Raw genomic sequence first — 15,810 nt, 5'->3', positions numbered from 1 at the left:
CCCGCAGAGCCATGGCCGAAATACAACAACAAGACAAAGGCGGCGGAAAAGGCGGTAAAAAGAGAGCCAAAAAAATGTCGACCAAAATCGACATGACCCCCATGGTCGACTTGGCTTTCCTGCTGCTTACCTTTTTCATGCTGACCACCACGTTCAGCAAGCCCACCGTCATGCAGATGACGATGCCGGTGAAGCCGAAGCCGAATGATCCTCCCCAGGAACTGCCTGCTTCAAATGCTTTCACCATTCTGATGGATGAAAACGACAAGATCTATTATTACGAAGGCCTGCTCAAAGAAGGCGAAGCCAAGCCGGAACTGATTCCGACCAGCTACGCCGCCGATGGTATTCGTAAAGTCTTGTTGGAGCGCCGTCGTCGGGACCCCAAAACGGTGGTTCTGATCAAGCCGGCCGACAAATCCAATTACAAGAACATGGTTGACATCCTCGACGAGATGAACATCACCGACCAGAAAAAGTACGCGCTGGTGGATATCTCGAAAGCGGATGAGGACCTCATAAAAACCTCTGGCAAATGATGGATAACACGCAACTGGCGCGTGCATCGTTCGACGACATCGTTTTTGAAGGCCGTAACAAGGCCTACGGAGCGTATGTGTTGCGGCGCTTGTACGGTAGCCACGTTACGCGGGCCCTTCTCATTGCAGTCGCCATCTTTGCTATCATGGTCAGCTTCCCGCTCATCGCGCGGATGTTCGCTGACAAAGACGTTAAGCAGGACGACAAGATGCTGAAGGTGAACGAGCTTATGGAAGCTCCACCGCTGGACGAAACGAAACCCCCACCGCCCCCACCACCACCGGAGGCGCCACCGCCGCCACCGCCGAAACTTTCCACCATCAAATTCACGCCTCCGGTGGTGAAGAAGGATGAGGAAATCAAGAAGGTGGAAGAGATTCCCGACCAGGAAGAACTCAAGGAAAAGACGGTAGCTACCGAAACCGTGAAAGGCAACACCGACAACCCCGCTGACCTCAGCGGCTTGGAAGGTGAAGGCAACAAGGTGGTAGAAGAGGTAGTTGAGCAGAAGGTGTACACCTACGTAGAGCAGATGCCGGTATTCCCCGGCGGACAGGAAGCGTTGCTCAAGTACATTGCCCAGAATATCAAATACCCCGCCCTGGCCCTGCGCAATCAGGTGGAAGGCAAAGTATTTATTGCATTCGTAGTTGGTCCTGACGGACAGGTTTCGGATGTGAAGGTGCAGAAAGGCATTGGCGCAGGCTGCGACGAAGAAGCATCCCGCGTTATCAAGAACCTGCCGAAGTTCGCTCCTGGTAAGCAGAATGGTCGGGCCGTAAGTGTTTCGTACACCGTACCGGTAACCTTCGCCATTCGCTAAGCCTAGCGAATCTCCCTTTCTGGAGAACCTACTAAAGACCCAAATCAGCCGACGAGCTGGTTTGGGTCTTTTTTTTGTCGAAGACAAACCTAGCTAGGTCGAAAACGCGGTTTTTGAGGGCACCATGCAGTTTATAGGTTTCGTTCCTTACCTGAAAGCCAGCGGGAACGAGCCTTGAGGTTCGGGAAATGGCTTGGCTAACGATGCGCTGACCACCATTTTTTCACCTAACCTTTTGCCCTATGAACACCCTGCAACTCAGTACCGCCTCCCTCGACGATATTGTCTTTGAAGGCCGCAACCAATCGTATGGCGCCTACGTGCTGCGCCGCATCTACAGCCGCCACCTCGTGACGGGGCTAACCGTCTCCGTGCTGTTGTGCCTGCTGCTGGTTGGAGTTCCCCTGGCCGCGTACCGGCTCTGGCCCGCCGCGGTGGTCGTGCCCGAAATCCCCAATGACGTACTCATCGAGCCGGGCCGTTATGATTTTGAGCGGCCTAAAGAAGCCACGCCGCCGCCCGCTCAGCCCCAGCGGCGCCAGGTGGTCGTCACTCCCCCTGCTGAGTTGGTGCCGAAAATTGTGAAAGAGCTCAAGGAGGTGCCCAAAGAAACCGTTGAACCCGCGGTGCCGACCGATCCGAATGCCGAGACGGGACCCGTCGCAATACCCGGCAGCACCGCCCCGAATGCGGGCAGTGGCCCCGGTACGGTGGCCGGCAACGATTCGAACGTGACGGCCGCCCCGGCGCCGGCTGCGCCCTTTGTGCACGTGGAAGTGATGCCCGAGTTCGCCGGGGGCCTGGAGGCCCTGCGCAAGTACATGCAGCGCAATCTGAAGTACCCGCGCCAAGCCCTGGCCAACGGCGTTTCGGGCAAGGTATTCGTCGCCTTTACGGTGCAGGCCAGCGGCGACATTTCCGACGTGCAGGTACTCAAGGGCTTGGGGTACGGTACAGAAGAAGAGGCCTCGCGCGTTATCAAAGCCATGCCTGCCTGGACGCCCGGTCGGCAAAACAGCCACCCGGTGGCCGTGCGCTACACCCTGCCGATTACTTTTCACTATGAGTAACGAGCATAGCCCGAAATAGCGGCCTAGCAGTATATTTGCTGAAATTGGTTTTTCAAAAGTCAGAAAGTAGCCGGTTGAATTTCCACCGGCCACTTTCTGACTTTTTTGTGGTGATGCAGCAGCGCGCCGGGTGGCCCACCCGGTCAGAACGAACAATCTGCCCGGGGTTTTGCGTTATAGCCCTACTTCACTGCTTCATTCCTTCTTCACTGTGCTATGCTGAATCGTCCTACCACGGATGAACGCCTGGGTAAGTCCCCCCAACGCTTGGTGCCCTACTTTCTACTGGCAATGGCCCTTATCTATATGGGTCTGGGCGTATTTCTCTGGCTTGCCAACGGCATGATTACGCTGCCCGTGGGTACGCGCCGGATTCTGGGCACCGTTTTCTTGTTTTACGGAATCATTAGATTTGTCCGCACCTACGGACAGCATTTCAAACGCAAACCGACCTACGATGATGAGCAGTAACCGGTGGAAAATGGGCTTGACCGTCGCCCTGAGCAGCCTGCTGCTGGCGGCCTGTAACAACGGCGGCACCCCGGGGGCGGCAGCCGAAACGGATACCACGACCAGCGGCAGCATCAACATCAGCGTTGATGAGACGTTTGCGCCCATCCTCACCTCGCAGGTCGATACCTTCCAGAAGCTGTACCCAGCTGCCAAGATTCAAGCCTCCTATAAGCCCGAGGAAGCGGCTATCCAGGATTTGCTCTCCAACAAGGCCCGCGTCATTGTGGTGGCCCGGCAGCTTTCCGCCGCCGAAAAAGGCAGCTTCGACCGCCTCAAACTCGTGCCGCGCGCCGTCAAGCTGGCTACTGACGGCTTGGCTATCATTGTGCACCCCAGCAATGCCGACTCACTGCTGACCACGGCCCAGTTGCGAGACATCTTCACGGGCAAAACTGCGGAGTGGAGCCAAATCAGCGGCAAGAAGAAGTTGGGGGCCATCAACGTTGTCTTTGACGCCAACCGCTCCAGCACCGCCCGCTACGTGCAGGACTCCGTAACCCGCGGCGCGGCGCTGACTCAACGGGTATTTGCGGCCAAATCGAACCCTGCCCTTCTTGATTACGTTGCTACACATCCCAGTGCCATTGGCATTATCGGCGCCAACTGGATTAGTGACCGGGATGATGCAGCCGTGCAGCGCTTTTTAAAGAAAGTGCGCGTTGTGGGCATCAGCTCCAATCCGAATCCACAGAAGGCCGATGATTACGTACAGCCCTACCAGGCCTATATGGCCCTCAAGACGTATCCGCTGCGCCGGGAGGTGTATCTGATCAGTCGGGAAGCCCGGGCTGGGCTTGGCACCGGTTTTGCATCCTTCGCAGCAGGCAACAAAGGCCAGCTCATCGTTCTCAAGTCGGGGCTGGTACCGGCCGTAGGCCAGACGCGAATCATTAACACGAATAAGCTCTAGCCTTCACCCTTCAACTTTCCACACGCTTTTTCACCCAAACCTTTTGCTCATGAACATCAAGCCCTGGAAGCTTTCGCTCCTCGTTGCCTTGTCTGTTTCCGGCTCTGCCGCTGTTGCTCAAACCTCGAGTGCTCAGAAATCTATTGAATTGGAGCGCTATAACGAGGCCCGCGCGGCTTTGTTGAAGCAAGGCCAGTCGGCCGACGCATCATTTGAGTTAGGCCGTTTGTACCAAATGCGCGACATGCCGGACTCGGCCGCGTACTATTTCAACCGTATTCCCCTGAACCAGAAGGATGCCACCACGATGGTAGCTGCCGGCCGCGCCGCACTGGCTCAGGGCAAGAATGCCGAAGCTGAAATCCAGTTCGATAACGCCGTAAAGGTTAGCAAAGGCAAAGACGCCAAGGTTCTCACGATGATTGCCCAGGCCTATGCCGAATCGGACGTGAAGGACGTAACCAAGGCGCTTTCTTACGTGGACGCGGCGCAGAAAGCCAACAAAGGCAAGGATGACGCCGCCCTGATGATTGCCCGCGGCGACATCTACCTGAAGCAGGAAACCGGTGGTGGCGAGGCCATGTCGAGCTACGAGCGCGCTTCGCTGGCCAACCCCAACGATGCCCTCTCCTACTACCGCAAAGGCCAGTTGAACGTTCGTTCGCGCAACTACAACGAAGCCCGCACGGCCTTCGAGAAGGCTTTGAGCCTGGACCCAAGCTACGCTCCCGCCCAGCGCGACCTGGCCGAAATGTATTTCTACGCCGGTAAGTACGACGAGGCTCTGGCTGGCTTCCAGAAGTATATGGCCGCCGCTGAAAAGACTCCGGACACGGATGCCAAGTACGCGTCATTCCTGTTTCTGACCAAGAAATACCCCGAGGCACTGACCGAGATTGACAAAGTCTTGGCCCGTGACCCCAACAACCTGACCATGAACCGTCTGCGGGCCTACTCGCTGTACGAGACCGGCAAGAACGATGAGGCTATTGCCGCCATGGATAAGTTCATGAAGCTCGCTCCGGCTGGCAAGGTTCTGAAGGAGGACAACGTGTACTATGCCAAGATGCTCTCGAAGTCGGGTAAGGGTGGCGAAGGTATTTCCCTGCTCGAAAAGGCCGTGGCTGCTGACCCAACCAACATGGACCTGCGCAAAGACCTGGCCCAAGCTTACCTGAGCAGCAAGAACTATCCCGCTGCCATTGCTCAGTATAAGATGCGCATGAAGGACGGCAAAGGCGACTTGGCCGACAACGTACTGCTGGCTCGGGCTTACGAGTCCAACAAGCAGTACACCCAGGCCGACAGCCTCTACAACGTGGTTATCACGGCTCGTCCGACCTACGTACCCGGCTACCAGATGCGCGCTCGGGTGAACACCTACCTGGACCCAACTTCGACTCAGGGTACGGCCAAGCCTTACTATGAGAAATACATCGAGGTAGCTTCGGCCAACGACCCTTCGAAATACAAAGAAGGTTTGGTGGAAGCCAACAACTACCTGGGTTCCTACTACCTGTTCACCAAGAAGGATAAGAATGCAGCTCTGCCCTACTACCAGAAAGTACTGGTGTTGGACCCTGCTAACAAGGACGCCAAGGTAGCCGTGGACGAAATCACCGGCAAGAACAAGCCGAAAGCTCCGGTTAAGAAAGCTCCTGCTAAGAAATAGCTGGCGGTTTCTTAACGGCTCATTAAAAAGCCCCGCTACCGAGTAGCGGGGCTTTTTTGTGGACTTCTGCTAGTTCTAGCTGGCTTCGGCCGCGTACTTTTCCCAGAGTTCCAACACAGAGGCAAAGTCGTGCGGTAGCTCTACTTCGAACTGCATGGTGGCGCCGGTTTGGGGATGCACAAAGCCCAGCGACTTGGCGTGCAAAGCCTGCCGGGGCATCACCTCAAAGGCATTATCAACAAAAGCCTTGTAAGCGCCCGTCCGCTGGCCGTAGAGGACCTTATTGCCGCCATAGGTAGCATCGGAGAAGAGCGGATGGCCAATGTGCTTCATATGCACCCGAATCTGGTGCGTGCGCCCCGTTTCGAGGTTACACTGCACCAACGACACGTGCTGGAAGGTTTTGAGCACCTTGTAGTGCGTCACGGCGTGCTTGCCCTGGTCGCCCTCAGGAAATACGGCCTGCACCTTGCGGTCCTTTATGCTGCGGCCAATGTTGCCAGTAATGGTGCCCTCCGTTTCTTTCGGAATGCCCCACACCAGCGCCAGATACGTCCGCTCGATGGTGTGGTGGAAGAACTGGTTGGATAGGTGGGTCATGGCCAGTTCGGTTTTGCCAATCACCAACAGCCCCGAGGTGTCCTTGTCGATGCGATGCACGAGACCGGGGCGAATTTCGCCGTTGCGGCCCGTGGGTAGGTTGTTCAGGTGGTGGGTCAGGCCATTAACCAGTGTACCGTGCCAGTTGCCGAAGGCCGGGTGCACCACCAGGCCCGCGGGCTTATTGACCATCAGCAGCGCCTCATCCTCGTAGCGGATGTCTAGATCCATGGGCTCGGGCAGCACCCGGAAATCGATGGGCGGCTCGGGCAGCGTGATGGTGATGACGTCGAAGGGCTTGACGCGGTAGTTCGACTTGACAGGCCGCTCGTTGACCTGCACCGCTTCGGCATCTATGGCGTTCTGAATCTTGGTGCGCGAGGTGTGCGAGAGGCGGCGCATCAGAAACTTGTCGATGCGCAGCAGCTCCTGCTTCCGGTCTACCTTGATGCGGTGGTGCTCGTAGAGCTCATCGCCTTCGCCCTCCTCTTCGGGCAACTCCAGGTTGGGTAGGTCTTGTTCTTCGTCCAGTTCCGTCGTCATGGGGGCGGCGTTGGGTGAAAGGGTAAAACAAGAAAGCCGGAGCCCAGGGCCCCGGCTTTGCTTGCCGAAAAAGCGCTAGGCGCTTACTTCTTCGATTTGGTTTTGGTTTTGGTGGCAGCGGGAGCAGCAGCCGGAGCGGCGGCTGGGGTCGTCACCTTAGGCGCAGCGGCGGCAGCACCCGGCGTTACGCCCATTTTCTTCAGCACCAGATCCGAGATGTCACCATCCTTGGGGCCGTGCAGCAGCACGGGGCTGGCGCCGTCCGAGTTCAGCACGTAGGTGTAGCCATTCTCTTCGGCTACGGCGTCAATCGTCTTCTGGAGCTTGTCGAGGGCGGGCTTGAGCAAGGTCTGCTGCTTCTGCTGCAGGCTCTGGTCGGCGCTGCGCTGAAACTCCTGGATGGAGTTCTGCAGGCCGGTCAGCTCTTTTTCTTTGTCGGCGCGCACTACCTCGGTCATCGTGCTTTGTGCCTTGGTGTAGGCTTCAGCTTTGGCCTGGTAGTCGGCGTACTTGCTTTTCAGCTGAGCTTCGAGCTGGGAGCTATAAGCTTTCAGATCGGACTCAATCTGCTTGCTTTCCGGCATCTGGCTCAGCACATATTCCACGCTGGTATAGCCAATCTTCAACGGAGCTTGCGCCAGGGCAGCGGTGGAGGTCGTGAGGGTGAAAACGGCCGCAATCAGGGCAAGACGGAATTTGTTCATGGTAATCATTAAGGGGAAAACTGTCAGAGAGTTGATGTTGCGAAGGCAAAGTTAATTTTTTCCGCCAGCTGCGCGCTGTCCGGCCGCCCGGGTCGGTTTGCGGGGCGTGGGCGCCGGAGCCTCGTCGGTATCGGTATCGTCGGTGGGCGTGGCGGGCTTAGTTACGGTTTTTACCGCGCCCTTCTGCGCGGGCTGGTTGCGGTCTTCGGAAGCTAAACCCAATTCCTCCATTACAAATTCCGTGTAATCGTGGATGGGGTTGGTGTAAAGCATGGTCAGGTCGCCGGACTTGTCGAACACGATGCCGAGCTGCTTTTTCTTGGCCACCTTCTCAATGGCTTCGAACACCTGATCCTGCACGGGCTTGGTAAGCTCCTGACGCTTCTTAAAGAGCTGGCCTTCGTAGCCGAAAATCTTGTTCTGGTAGGCCTTCACGTCCTGCTCCTTCTTCAGAATTTCGTCCTGGCGCTTCTTCTTCATGGGCTCAGTCAGCAGCACCTCTTCCGACTGGTAGGTGCGGTAAAGCTTGTCGAGGTCCTTCTTCTGGCTCTCGATATCCTTCTGCCAGTTGGCCGACAGCGTGTTGAGCTCCTGCTGGGCCTGGCTGTAAGCCGGCATCTTGCTCATGATGAACTCGGAGTCAACGTAGCCAAACTTCTGGGCCTGGGCCGCGGAGCCCGTCAGGAGCAGCACCAGAGCCGCGGAGAGCAGACAAAGTAGTTTTTTCATAGCACCTGCGTGAGAGAAGTGGTTCGGCGGCAGCTCCGCCGGAACCTTAGCGAATCTGCTGCCCAATGATGAAGTGGAAGTGGCCCTTCTGCTGCGCCGCCTGGGTAGGCGTGTACAGGTCGACCTTGTCGAAGCCGTAGCCGTAGTCGAAGCCCAGCAAACCGAATGCCGACATAAAGATTCGGGCGCCGATACCCGCCGAGCGGTACAGCTTGTAGGGGTTGTACTGCGTGTACTGCTCGAAGGCGTTACCGGCCTCGGCGAAGCCCAGCACGTACACCGTAGCGGCCGGGTTCAGCGAGACTGGATAACGCATTTCCAGCACGTATTTATTGTAGACAACGCCCCCGCTCGAATTTGGGTTCTGAATGGAGTTGGCCGTATTTGGGTCGTCGTAGCCGCGCAGGCCCACGTACTCGGTACCCACCAGGAAGTTCGACGAGCCGCCGTAGCCCAGGCCCGAGCCGCCGAGCTTGAAGCGCTCAAACGGACCGATTGGCCGGCTGGAGTTGTAGGAGCCAATGAAGCCGAAGTGAGCCCGGGTGTTGAGCACCAGCTTGCCCACAATCGGGGTAAACCAAGAGGCGTCAAACATCCACTTGTGGAATTCAATCCACTCGTTCACGTTCGGGTGCGAGCCTTTAAACACCGAGTACGGCGGAGTCAGGCTCACGCTCAACGCCAGCGAAGAGCCCCGACGCGTGTAAGTCGGGTTATCGATGCTGTTGCGGGAGAGGGTCGTGTTGAGGGTGATGTTGTTGGCGTTACCGTTGTTGAAGCCCTGGAAGTACGGGTAGTTGTTGAGCTGATAGCGGCTAATCGACAGCGAGTTGCTGAGCGTGAAGTAGTCGTCGGGCACCCGCAGGCGACGGCCCAGGCCGATGGTGGCGCTGTTTACCTTGATCGACTGGTCATTCTTGGCGTCGAAGTTGGTGCCCACGCGCTGAATGCTGCGGTTCAGACTCACCGACAGCGAGTTGGGCTTGCGGCCACCCAGCCAGGGCTCCGTGAAGGAGAACGAATACGCCTGGTACTGGGTACCGTTGGCCTGCACGTTCAGCGCCAGGCGCTGACCGTCACCGGCGGGCACCGGCGTCCAGTTACGGAAGTTGCCGGCTTTGCGCAGCGAGAAGTTGTTGAACACCAGACCCACCGTACCGATGAAGCCTGCGTAACCACCCCAGCCGCCCGAGAGCGTAATCTGGTCGGAGGGCTTTTCTACTACCGTGTAATTGATGTCCACGGTGCCGTCGTTCTGGTTGGGCACGGGGTTCATCCCGATTTTCTCGGGGTCGAAGTAGCCCAGCGTGGCAATCTGGCGCTGGGAGCGAATCAGCAGCTCGCGGTTGAACTTGTCGCCGGGCAAAGTCTGCAGTTCGCGCCGCAGCACATGGTCACTGGTTTTGGTGTTGCCGGCAATGTTGATTTCCTTGATCCGGGCCTGTACGCCTTCGCTGATGCGCATCTCGATGTCAATCGAGTCGCCTTCCACTTTGGTTTCGACCGGGTCAATCTGGAAGAACAGGTAGCCGTCGTTCATGTAAAGCGAGGTCACGTCCTGGCCCGTCGGGTTGTAGTTCAGGCGCTTGTCGAGAGTTTCCTTGCTGTAGACGTTGCCTTCCTTGATGCCCAGCACCGACGACAGCGTTTTGTTGTCGTAGAGGTAGTTGCCGGCCCAGGTGATGTGGCGGAAGTAGTACTTGGGGCCTTCGTCGAGCTTGATGGTCAGGGCCAGGCCGTCGGCCGTGCGCACCAGCGTGTCCGACACGACGGCTGCGTCGCGGTAGCCTTCGCCGTTGTAGAATTCGATGAGCTTCTTCTTGTCCTCCTCGTACTCGTTCTTCTGGAACTTGCCGCTGTTGAGGAACTTGTAGCTCTTCCGCTCGTTCGTTTTCTTGAACTTGCTTTTCAGCTTGCGGTCCGTGAAAGCCGTGTTGCCTTCGAAGTCGATACTGCGGATGCGGATTTTGCTGCCCTTATCCACGTTGATGTTCAGCACCACGCTGTTCGACAGGCTCGAATCCGGGGTTTGGGTGATGGTTACCTTGGCGTCGAGGTAGCCCTTGTTGGTGTAGAACTTGCGCACCTGGGTGCGGGTGTTGTTGAGCAAAGCATCGGTTACGACTTTGCCGCGGATCAGCTTGATCTTGTTCTTGAGGTCGTCCGCCTGACTTTTGCTGTTGCCGGTAAACTCAAACTTCGACAGCCGGGGCCGCTCCTTGAGGTTGAAGTCGAGGTAGATCTTGCTGCCTTCGGTGCGGGCAATGGACACGCTCACGTCGCCCAGAATCCCCTGCTCCCACAGGCGCCGGATGGCCTTGCCGATTTCCTCGCCGGGCACGTTGATCGGGTCCCCGATTTTCAACCCCGTCAGACCAATCAGCGTATTCGTATCGAGGTAGCGGGCGCCACTTACCGTAATGCCACCCAAGGTATAATGCTGCGGTTCGGGCAGGCCGGGAGTGCCGTCGGCGTTGGTCTGCGCCCACGCAGTCTGCGCCGTTGTGCCCAGCACCAATAGCAGCACCGCCAGGGCCCGCAAAAGCGTATTAGAGAAAGAAATCATTGAAAAACTTACGAAACGGTTAGCTGCTCACTGGTTTTGCCAAAGCGCCGCTCCCGGCGCTGATAGGCTTGAATGGCGTCGTAGAAATGCTCCCGCCGGAAGTCTGGCCAGAGTAAGTCCGTAATGTAGAGTTCGGTGTAGGCCAGCTGCCACAGCAAAAAGTTGCTAATGCGCTGCTCCCCACTGGTCCGAATCAGCAGGGCCGGGTCAGGAATGCCGGCCGTTGAGAGGTAGCCGGCAATAGTCTGCTCGTTGATCTGCTCGGGCTGCAGCTGGCCGGCGGCTACTTCCCGCGCCACACGCTGGGTAGCCTGGGTCAGGTCCCAGCGGCCACTGTAGCTCAGGGCCAGAATCAGCGTCATGCGCGTGCCGGCCTTGGTGAGCTCCTTGGCCTCGGCTAGCTCGCGCTGGCAGGACTCGGGCAGGCTGGCGGTGTCGCCAATGGATTGCAGGCGGATACTGTTTTTGAGCAGCGTCGGCGTTTCCTGCCGGATGGTGTGCACCAGCAGCTGCATCAGGGCCATTACCTCGTGCTTGGGGCGGGCCCAGTTCTCGGTGGAAAAGGCGTATAGCGTCAGGTACTGCACGCCAACTTCCGCCGCGGCTTCCACCGTATCCCGAACTGCCGTAATAGCATTCTGGTGCCCGAAGATGCGCAAGCCACCTTTCTGCTTGGCCCAACGGCCATTGCCATCCATGATAACGGCAACGTGGGCGGGTAAATTCTGGGAGTCTATTTCGGACCGGGCGGCCATCAGTGCTGTTTGCGTAAAAGAGGCCGCAAGGTACGCAAATGGTTGCATTAAGCCCGGCTACTGCTGACTACTACTGCAGTAACTGCTTATTTTCTTTGTACGACTCCGGGCAGTGGATCTTGTAGAAAGTATAGGAAATACTCACCCCGTTGTAGAAATACCAGTCCTGGTCGTGGCTGTTTACCAAGACCGGCGTCTGGGTACTGGCGTGGTCAAGCTCGTCGGTGAAGGTTTTGCGCGCGCCGGCTTCCAGACCCAGGTTCCAGTGCCGGGACAGCGCCAGCTTAAGGCCGAAGCCCGCGGGCACGGCCAGGCCCAGCATGCCGCCCTTCTTGTTGAACTGCTCAGCTCCCGCCGCGGTGCTCTGCGTGGTGGTATTGGCGTAAAATGCCGCCAGCCCGACCAGCACGTAGGGCGTGAAATGCACCTTGTCCTTGCGGTTGTGAAAGTCGAAGAAGTTGTACTCCAGCGCACCCGACACTTCATAGAGGCTGCCCTTCATGCTGGCCTGCCGAGCAGCCGACAGTGGTGCCGTGGTGCCCGTCACGCCCTGCACGTTGGCATCGTCAGCTCGCAGCAGGCCGCCCATTAGGCCCCCCCGCAGCGTGATGGGAGCTGAAATGTCGCGGCGGTAGAAGGCCGTTAGGGCAGGTCGGTTGTTTTTAAACTGGTAGCTCGGGGCCAAATCCCCTTTATACACCAATCCCCCGAGTCCGATTCCAACCTCGCTGGTAGACTGCGCGTGGGCACCAAGGGCAAAAAAACACTCCCTGCTTGCACCAGGCAAACAAGGAGTGTTTTTGAGAGAGACGAATTCGTCATTAGACTAGCTGAGAGTGAAACCAGACAGCCAGGAGCGGCCGACTAGCGGAATTTGGGGCTCTTAACGCGGGGCGCCAAGATGTAATTCAGGTTCAGACCCGTAACGATGTACCAGTCCTTTTCATTGCCCTTGCCGCGCATTTCGCCGGGAGCGTTGAAGTTCGGGTAGTCGCCGTCGCCGGTGCGGGTGATGCCGCCACCGAAGTATTTGGCTGCGTCGCTGGTCAGTTTGGTCTGGTCAACATACACACCGCTCACGTCGTCGAGGTAGTCGGTGAAGGTCTTGCGCCAGCCGATTTCCAGGCCGATGTCGAAGCTCTTGTTCAGCTTGTAGCGAACACCACCACCGAACGGAATCGATACCTGCGTGAGGCTGTACGACTGGCCTTCGGTCTGCAGGGGCTGCAGGTTGATGTACTCGCCTTCCTGGCCGACCAAGTGCGTCTGCGTGGGGCTGTTAGCGCCGCCTACCAGGCCCTTAGGGTTGTGGTGGAACACGGCCACCCCGGCGAATACATACGGTACGAAGTCCGGACGCTTGATGTAGTTGTTACGGTTGGCAATCAGGTCGAATACGCCCACAGCCGATGCCTCCAGAATATCGTTCCGGAAGTTCATGTTGCGGTGGTAGCGGAAACGAGCGTCAGCATCGTTGCGGTCCGCAGCTTTGCTGTCTTCGCCGGTGATGCGGCCGTAAGCCAGGGCTACCCGAGCGGAAATCCGGGGGGTGAAGCGGTGGGTGGCATTGATACCGATGTTGGGACGGGTAGCAGCGAAGCGCAGGCTAGGAATGCTGGTTTTCGGCACGATGTCGCCGAAGTAGTTCATAGCGTTCAGGCTGACACCTACGGAGTTATACTGCTTCCGCTTGCTGAATTGCTGCGCATTCGCCGCCGTAGAGACCAGCGCAAGCGCCAGCGCCAGAGTCAGGGTGTTGGTGAAGAATTGCTTCATATGGAGCGAATTTTATGGATATGCAAAGTGGAGGAACGCACTAAATCCGTCAGGACATGGCCGCAGTCGGCAACAAAAGTAGGACTTGCCGGGAACTTAAAAAACAAATATTTGAAAAACTCAACTTATTAAAGAGGGGTCCCGGCCGGATTGCGACGGTCAAGTCCCCAATTCAGTTTACTACGCAAGGTGCTCAGAAAGTTAACATGGTTGAGTTTGACCAACCGGGCCGCAAAATTCTCGCGGCGCACGGCAATCTGAATTCCGGCGTCGACTGGCACGGCCCGCGAGTCGAGGGAGAGCAGGAAGTTATTGCTCCGCCCCTCAATCTCGAAGGAAATCACGCTCCGGTCGGACACGATAAGTGGTCGGACATTCAGATTGTGCGGACATACGGGAGCAATGATAAAATTGTTGGTTTGCGGCAGCATTACTGGTCCGCCGCAGCTGAGGGAGTAGCCCGTGGAGCCCGTGGGCGTGGCCACAATCAGCCCGTCGGCCCAGTACGAGTTGAGATACTCGCCGTCGATGTACGTGTGAACCACAATCATGGACGACGTGTCGCGCTTCAGAATCGAAAACTCGTTGAGACCGAAGTTGATACCGTCGAAAACTTCCGGATCCGTCTCGACCCGAATCAGGCTGCGCTCCTCGATGACGAAGTGACCCTTGAACAGCGCGTCGATGGCCTGCGGAATCCGGTCGGGAATGATGGTGGCCAGAAAGCCCAGCCGGCCGGTGTTGATGCCCAGAATCGGAATCTGCAGGGCCCCCACGTAGGTCACCGTGTCGAGCAAGGTCCCGTCGCCGCCGATGCTGAACACGAACTGCACCCCGCGCAGGGAGTCGCCGCGGCGGAACGTGCCCACGCCCTCAGGCAGCTGAAGCCGGTTGTCGAGGTAGGTACGGAAGGCCTCGACAATCAGAATTTCAGTGCGGCGGCCGACAAGATCGTCGAGCAGGGCCTGCACAAACGGCAGGGTCTCTTCGTCGAAGGGCTTACCCAGAATGGCAATTTTCATAACAAAATCGTAATCTGACGAGAGGGTACTACGGGGTCAGATGGGAAACTCACTGCGGAAAAAGAAGCCGCCCTGTCCGCGGCCGTTGCGGGTGTACTCGATGGTCAGCACCCGGTCGTAGAACGTCACTAGGTGCAGGCCCACGCCCGCGGAACTCAACAGCTGGTTAGGCAGCCGGTTGGTGGCGGCCACCGTGCGGGCAGCAACATAACCGGCATCGACAAAGGTATTTAAATAAAGCACCAGCGGGATGCGGTTGATTTTGGGGTTGTCGATGGCGTTGAGCTTAACCTGGCCTAGGTCGAAAAGGCGGTACGAGACGCTCTGCTGCGCCAAGCCGTAGTGTCGGCCATCCACAACGTAAGGATCGTAGCCACGCACGAGGTTGTCGTAGCCCAGGGCCCGGTTGTCGGCGTACGATACCCGCTCGGCCAGGCGCAGCTGCCCCTGCAGGCTGAAGTTGTAGTAAAATCCGCGGCCCAGCGCGAAATACTGGGCGTACTGGGCCCGCGCCGTAGTAATGGCCGGCGTGGCGGGAGTCAAGAAAGTGCGGTACACGAGCACAGCCTGCACGAAACGCCCAGTCAGGGGGTAAGCAAACGTGTTGCGCTGGTTCAGGGTTGAGCTCAAACTGAAGTCGAGGTACTCGCGGCGGGTGCGGCCGAGGAAGTAGTCGGGATTGAGGTCCAGCACGGCATCCGAAATCTGCTCCCGGTGGTAGGCCACGTCCAGGGCCGTGCGGCGCTGCACGGTGTGGCGCCAGCGCAGCCCCGCCGTGAGGTAGCGCCGCTCGATGGGAAAGCCTTTTTCGTCGCGGAAGGCCACGAGGCGGTCCTGCTGGGTGGCGTAGTCCAGGGCGTGGCTGCGGTAGTACGACACGCCAAAGCCCGCCCCCAGCCGGCGGCGCCGACCGTAGCCGGGCGCCTCATAAAACAGCTCGTACTTACGGTTGAAGCCTAGTTGCACGTTGCCAGTCAGGTCTTCGTTGCGGCCGCGGAAGTTGCGCCGCACCACGTGCAGGCCGTAGTCGACCCGCTGCCACTTGTCCGCCCGGTCGAGCCAGGAGCGGAAGTTGCGGTCGGCCAGGGAGAAGATGGGTACGGGAAACGTGTACCAGCGCTCCTGCACGCTGAAGAGCACCGTTATCTCACCATCGCGGCACACGGTTTCGGTCAGGACCTGGTGGAATAGCTGCAGGTTGTAGATGCGGCGGCGGTTGGCCTCGAGCCGACTGGTGAGCTCCGCGGCCGGCAGGGTGTCGCCCTCGCGAAAGTCCAGTTCGGCCCGCAGAATCCGCTCCTTGGTGACGCCGTTGCCCACGAACAGAATTGAGGCCACTCGCAAGGCGGTATACTGCGGACACTGGGCGCGCACGAGGCTATCGGGGGCGGCGCGGCGGGCAGTGTCTGGGGCCGCGGCCCGCACGGGAGCAACGGTGGGCAGGCCCAGCAGCAGAAAAAGCAGGCAGGCCAGCACTAGTGGGATTCTGAATTCTGAATTCTAAATTCTGAGTTGCTTTCCGCTAAAGCCACGCCACGCCGGTTACAGACAAACCCTGAAGAAGCGGCTAATTCATAATTCATAATT

At 58.1% G+C, this 15,810-nt stretch carries 15 protein-coding genes; 6 read left to right on the top strand and 9 right to left on the bottom strand.

From position 1 onward, the window contains the following. Positions 1 to 11: 11 nt before the first annotated feature. From EWM57_RS02065 to EWM57_RS02040, 6 genes are all read left to right on the top strand, one after another. Positions 12 to 539 carry an ExbD/TolR family protein gene (locus EWM57_RS02065; protein WP_129919467.1) on the top strand — a complete coding sequence of 176 codons (528 nt, stop codon included), beginning with the start codon at positions 12 to 14 and terminating at the stop codon, positions 537 to 539. Then, the gene (locus EWM57_RS02060) at positions 536 to 1,363 is read left to right on the top strand and encodes an energy transducer TonB (RefSeq protein WP_242509954.1); all 828 of its coding nucleotides are present in this window, start codon (positions 536 to 538) and stop codon (positions 1,361 to 1,363) included. Before EWM57_RS02065 ends, EWM57_RS02060 begins: the two co-directional genes overlap by 4 nt. 242 nt (positions 1,364 to 1,605) lie before the next feature. Beyond that, positions 1,606 to 2,433, top strand: coding sequence for an energy transducer TonB (locus tag EWM57_RS02055; protein WP_129919466.1), 828 nt, complete (start codon positions 1,606 to 1,608; stop codon positions 2,431 to 2,433). A gap of 216 nt (positions 2,434 to 2,649) precedes the next feature. Beyond that, entirely contained in the window at positions 2,650 to 2,904 is a 255-nt protein-coding gene (locus EWM57_RS02050; protein ID WP_129919465.1) for a hypothetical protein, read from the top strand. 10 nt (positions 2,905 to 2,914) lie between these two features. Beyond that, on the top strand, positions 2,915 to 3,856 hold the full coding sequence (locus EWM57_RS02045; RefSeq protein ID WP_242509953.1) for a PstS family phosphate ABC transporter substrate-binding protein: 942 nt from the start codon (positions 2,915 to 2,917) through the stop codon (positions 3,854 to 3,856). A gap of 235 nt (positions 3,857 to 4,091) precedes the next feature. Beyond that, the gene (locus EWM57_RS02040) at positions 4,092 to 5,528 is read left to right on the top strand and encodes a tetratricopeptide repeat protein (RefSeq protein WP_165370380.1); all 1,437 of its coding nucleotides are present in this window, start codon (positions 4,092 to 4,094) and stop codon (positions 5,526 to 5,528) included. A gap of 75 nt (positions 5,529 to 5,603) precedes the next feature. Here the strand turns inward: EWM57_RS02040 and EWM57_RS02035 are convergent, their stop codons facing one another. The 9 genes from EWM57_RS02035 to EWM57_RS01995 form a co-directional block, all read right to left on the bottom strand. Beyond that, positions 5,604 to 6,671 (bottom strand): RluA family pseudouridine synthase, encoded by a 1,068-nt coding sequence (locus tag EWM57_RS02035; RefSeq protein WP_129919462.1) that lies wholly within the window; start codon positions 6,669 to 6,671, stop codon positions 5,604 to 5,606. A gap of 83 nt (positions 6,672 to 6,754) precedes the next feature. Further along, positions 6,755 to 7,375: an OmpH family outer membrane protein gene (locus EWM57_RS02030; RefSeq protein WP_242509952.1), complete on the bottom strand. Its 621-nt coding sequence runs from the start codon at positions 7,373 to 7,375 to the stop codon at positions 6,755 to 6,757. A gap of 51 nt (positions 7,376 to 7,426) precedes the next feature. Beyond that, positions 7,427 to 8,104, bottom strand: a complete 678-nt coding sequence (locus EWM57_RS02025) for an OmpH family outer membrane protein (protein WP_129919460.1) — start codon at positions 8,102 to 8,104, stop codon at positions 7,427 to 7,429. A 46-nt stretch (positions 8,105 to 8,150) separates the two neighbouring features. Further along, on the bottom strand, positions 8,151 to 10,670 hold the full coding sequence (gene bamA / locus EWM57_RS02020) for an outer membrane protein assembly factor BamA (RefSeq protein ID WP_129919459.1): 2,520 nt from the start codon (positions 10,668 to 10,670) through the stop codon (positions 8,151 to 8,153). Between the two features lie 8 nt (positions 10,671 to 10,678). Then, on the bottom strand, positions 10,679 to 11,425 hold the full coding sequence (locus EWM57_RS02015) for an isoprenyl transferase (protein ID WP_129919458.1): 747 nt from the start codon (positions 11,423 to 11,425) through the stop codon (positions 10,679 to 10,681). 70 nt (positions 11,426 to 11,495) lie between these two features. Then, entirely contained in the window at positions 11,496 to 12,212 is a 717-nt protein-coding gene (porG, locus tag EWM57_RS02010) for a type IX secretion system protein PorG (RefSeq protein ID WP_129919457.1), read from the bottom strand. A 77-nt stretch (positions 12,213 to 12,289) separates the two neighbouring features. Continuing rightward, a complete protein-coding gene (locus tag EWM57_RS02005) occupies positions 12,290 to 13,201 on the bottom strand; it encodes a DUF6089 family protein (protein WP_129919456.1) in 912 nt (303 codons plus the stop codon). A 128-nt stretch (positions 13,202 to 13,329) separates the two neighbouring features. Then, positions 13,330 to 14,223, bottom strand: a complete 894-nt coding sequence (locus tag EWM57_RS02000) for an NAD kinase (protein WP_129919455.1) — start codon at positions 14,221 to 14,223, stop codon at positions 13,330 to 13,332. Positions 14,224 to 14,259: 36 nt separating this feature from the next. After that, complete coding sequence (locus EWM57_RS01995; protein ID WP_129919454.1) at positions 14,260 to 15,699, bottom strand: BamA/TamA family outer membrane protein; 1,440 nt, start codon at positions 15,697 to 15,699, stop codon at positions 14,260 to 14,262. Positions 15,700 to 15,810: the final 111 nt, after the last annotated feature.

Source organism: Hymenobacter persicinus (genome assembly GCF_004167665.1).
Classification (GTDB): Bacteria; Bacteroidota; Bacteroidia; order Cytophagales; family Hymenobacteraceae; genus Hymenobacter; species Hymenobacter persicinus.
Note: the sequence above shows the minus strand (reverse complement) of the source record. Positions and strands in the feature narration are given on the sequence as shown.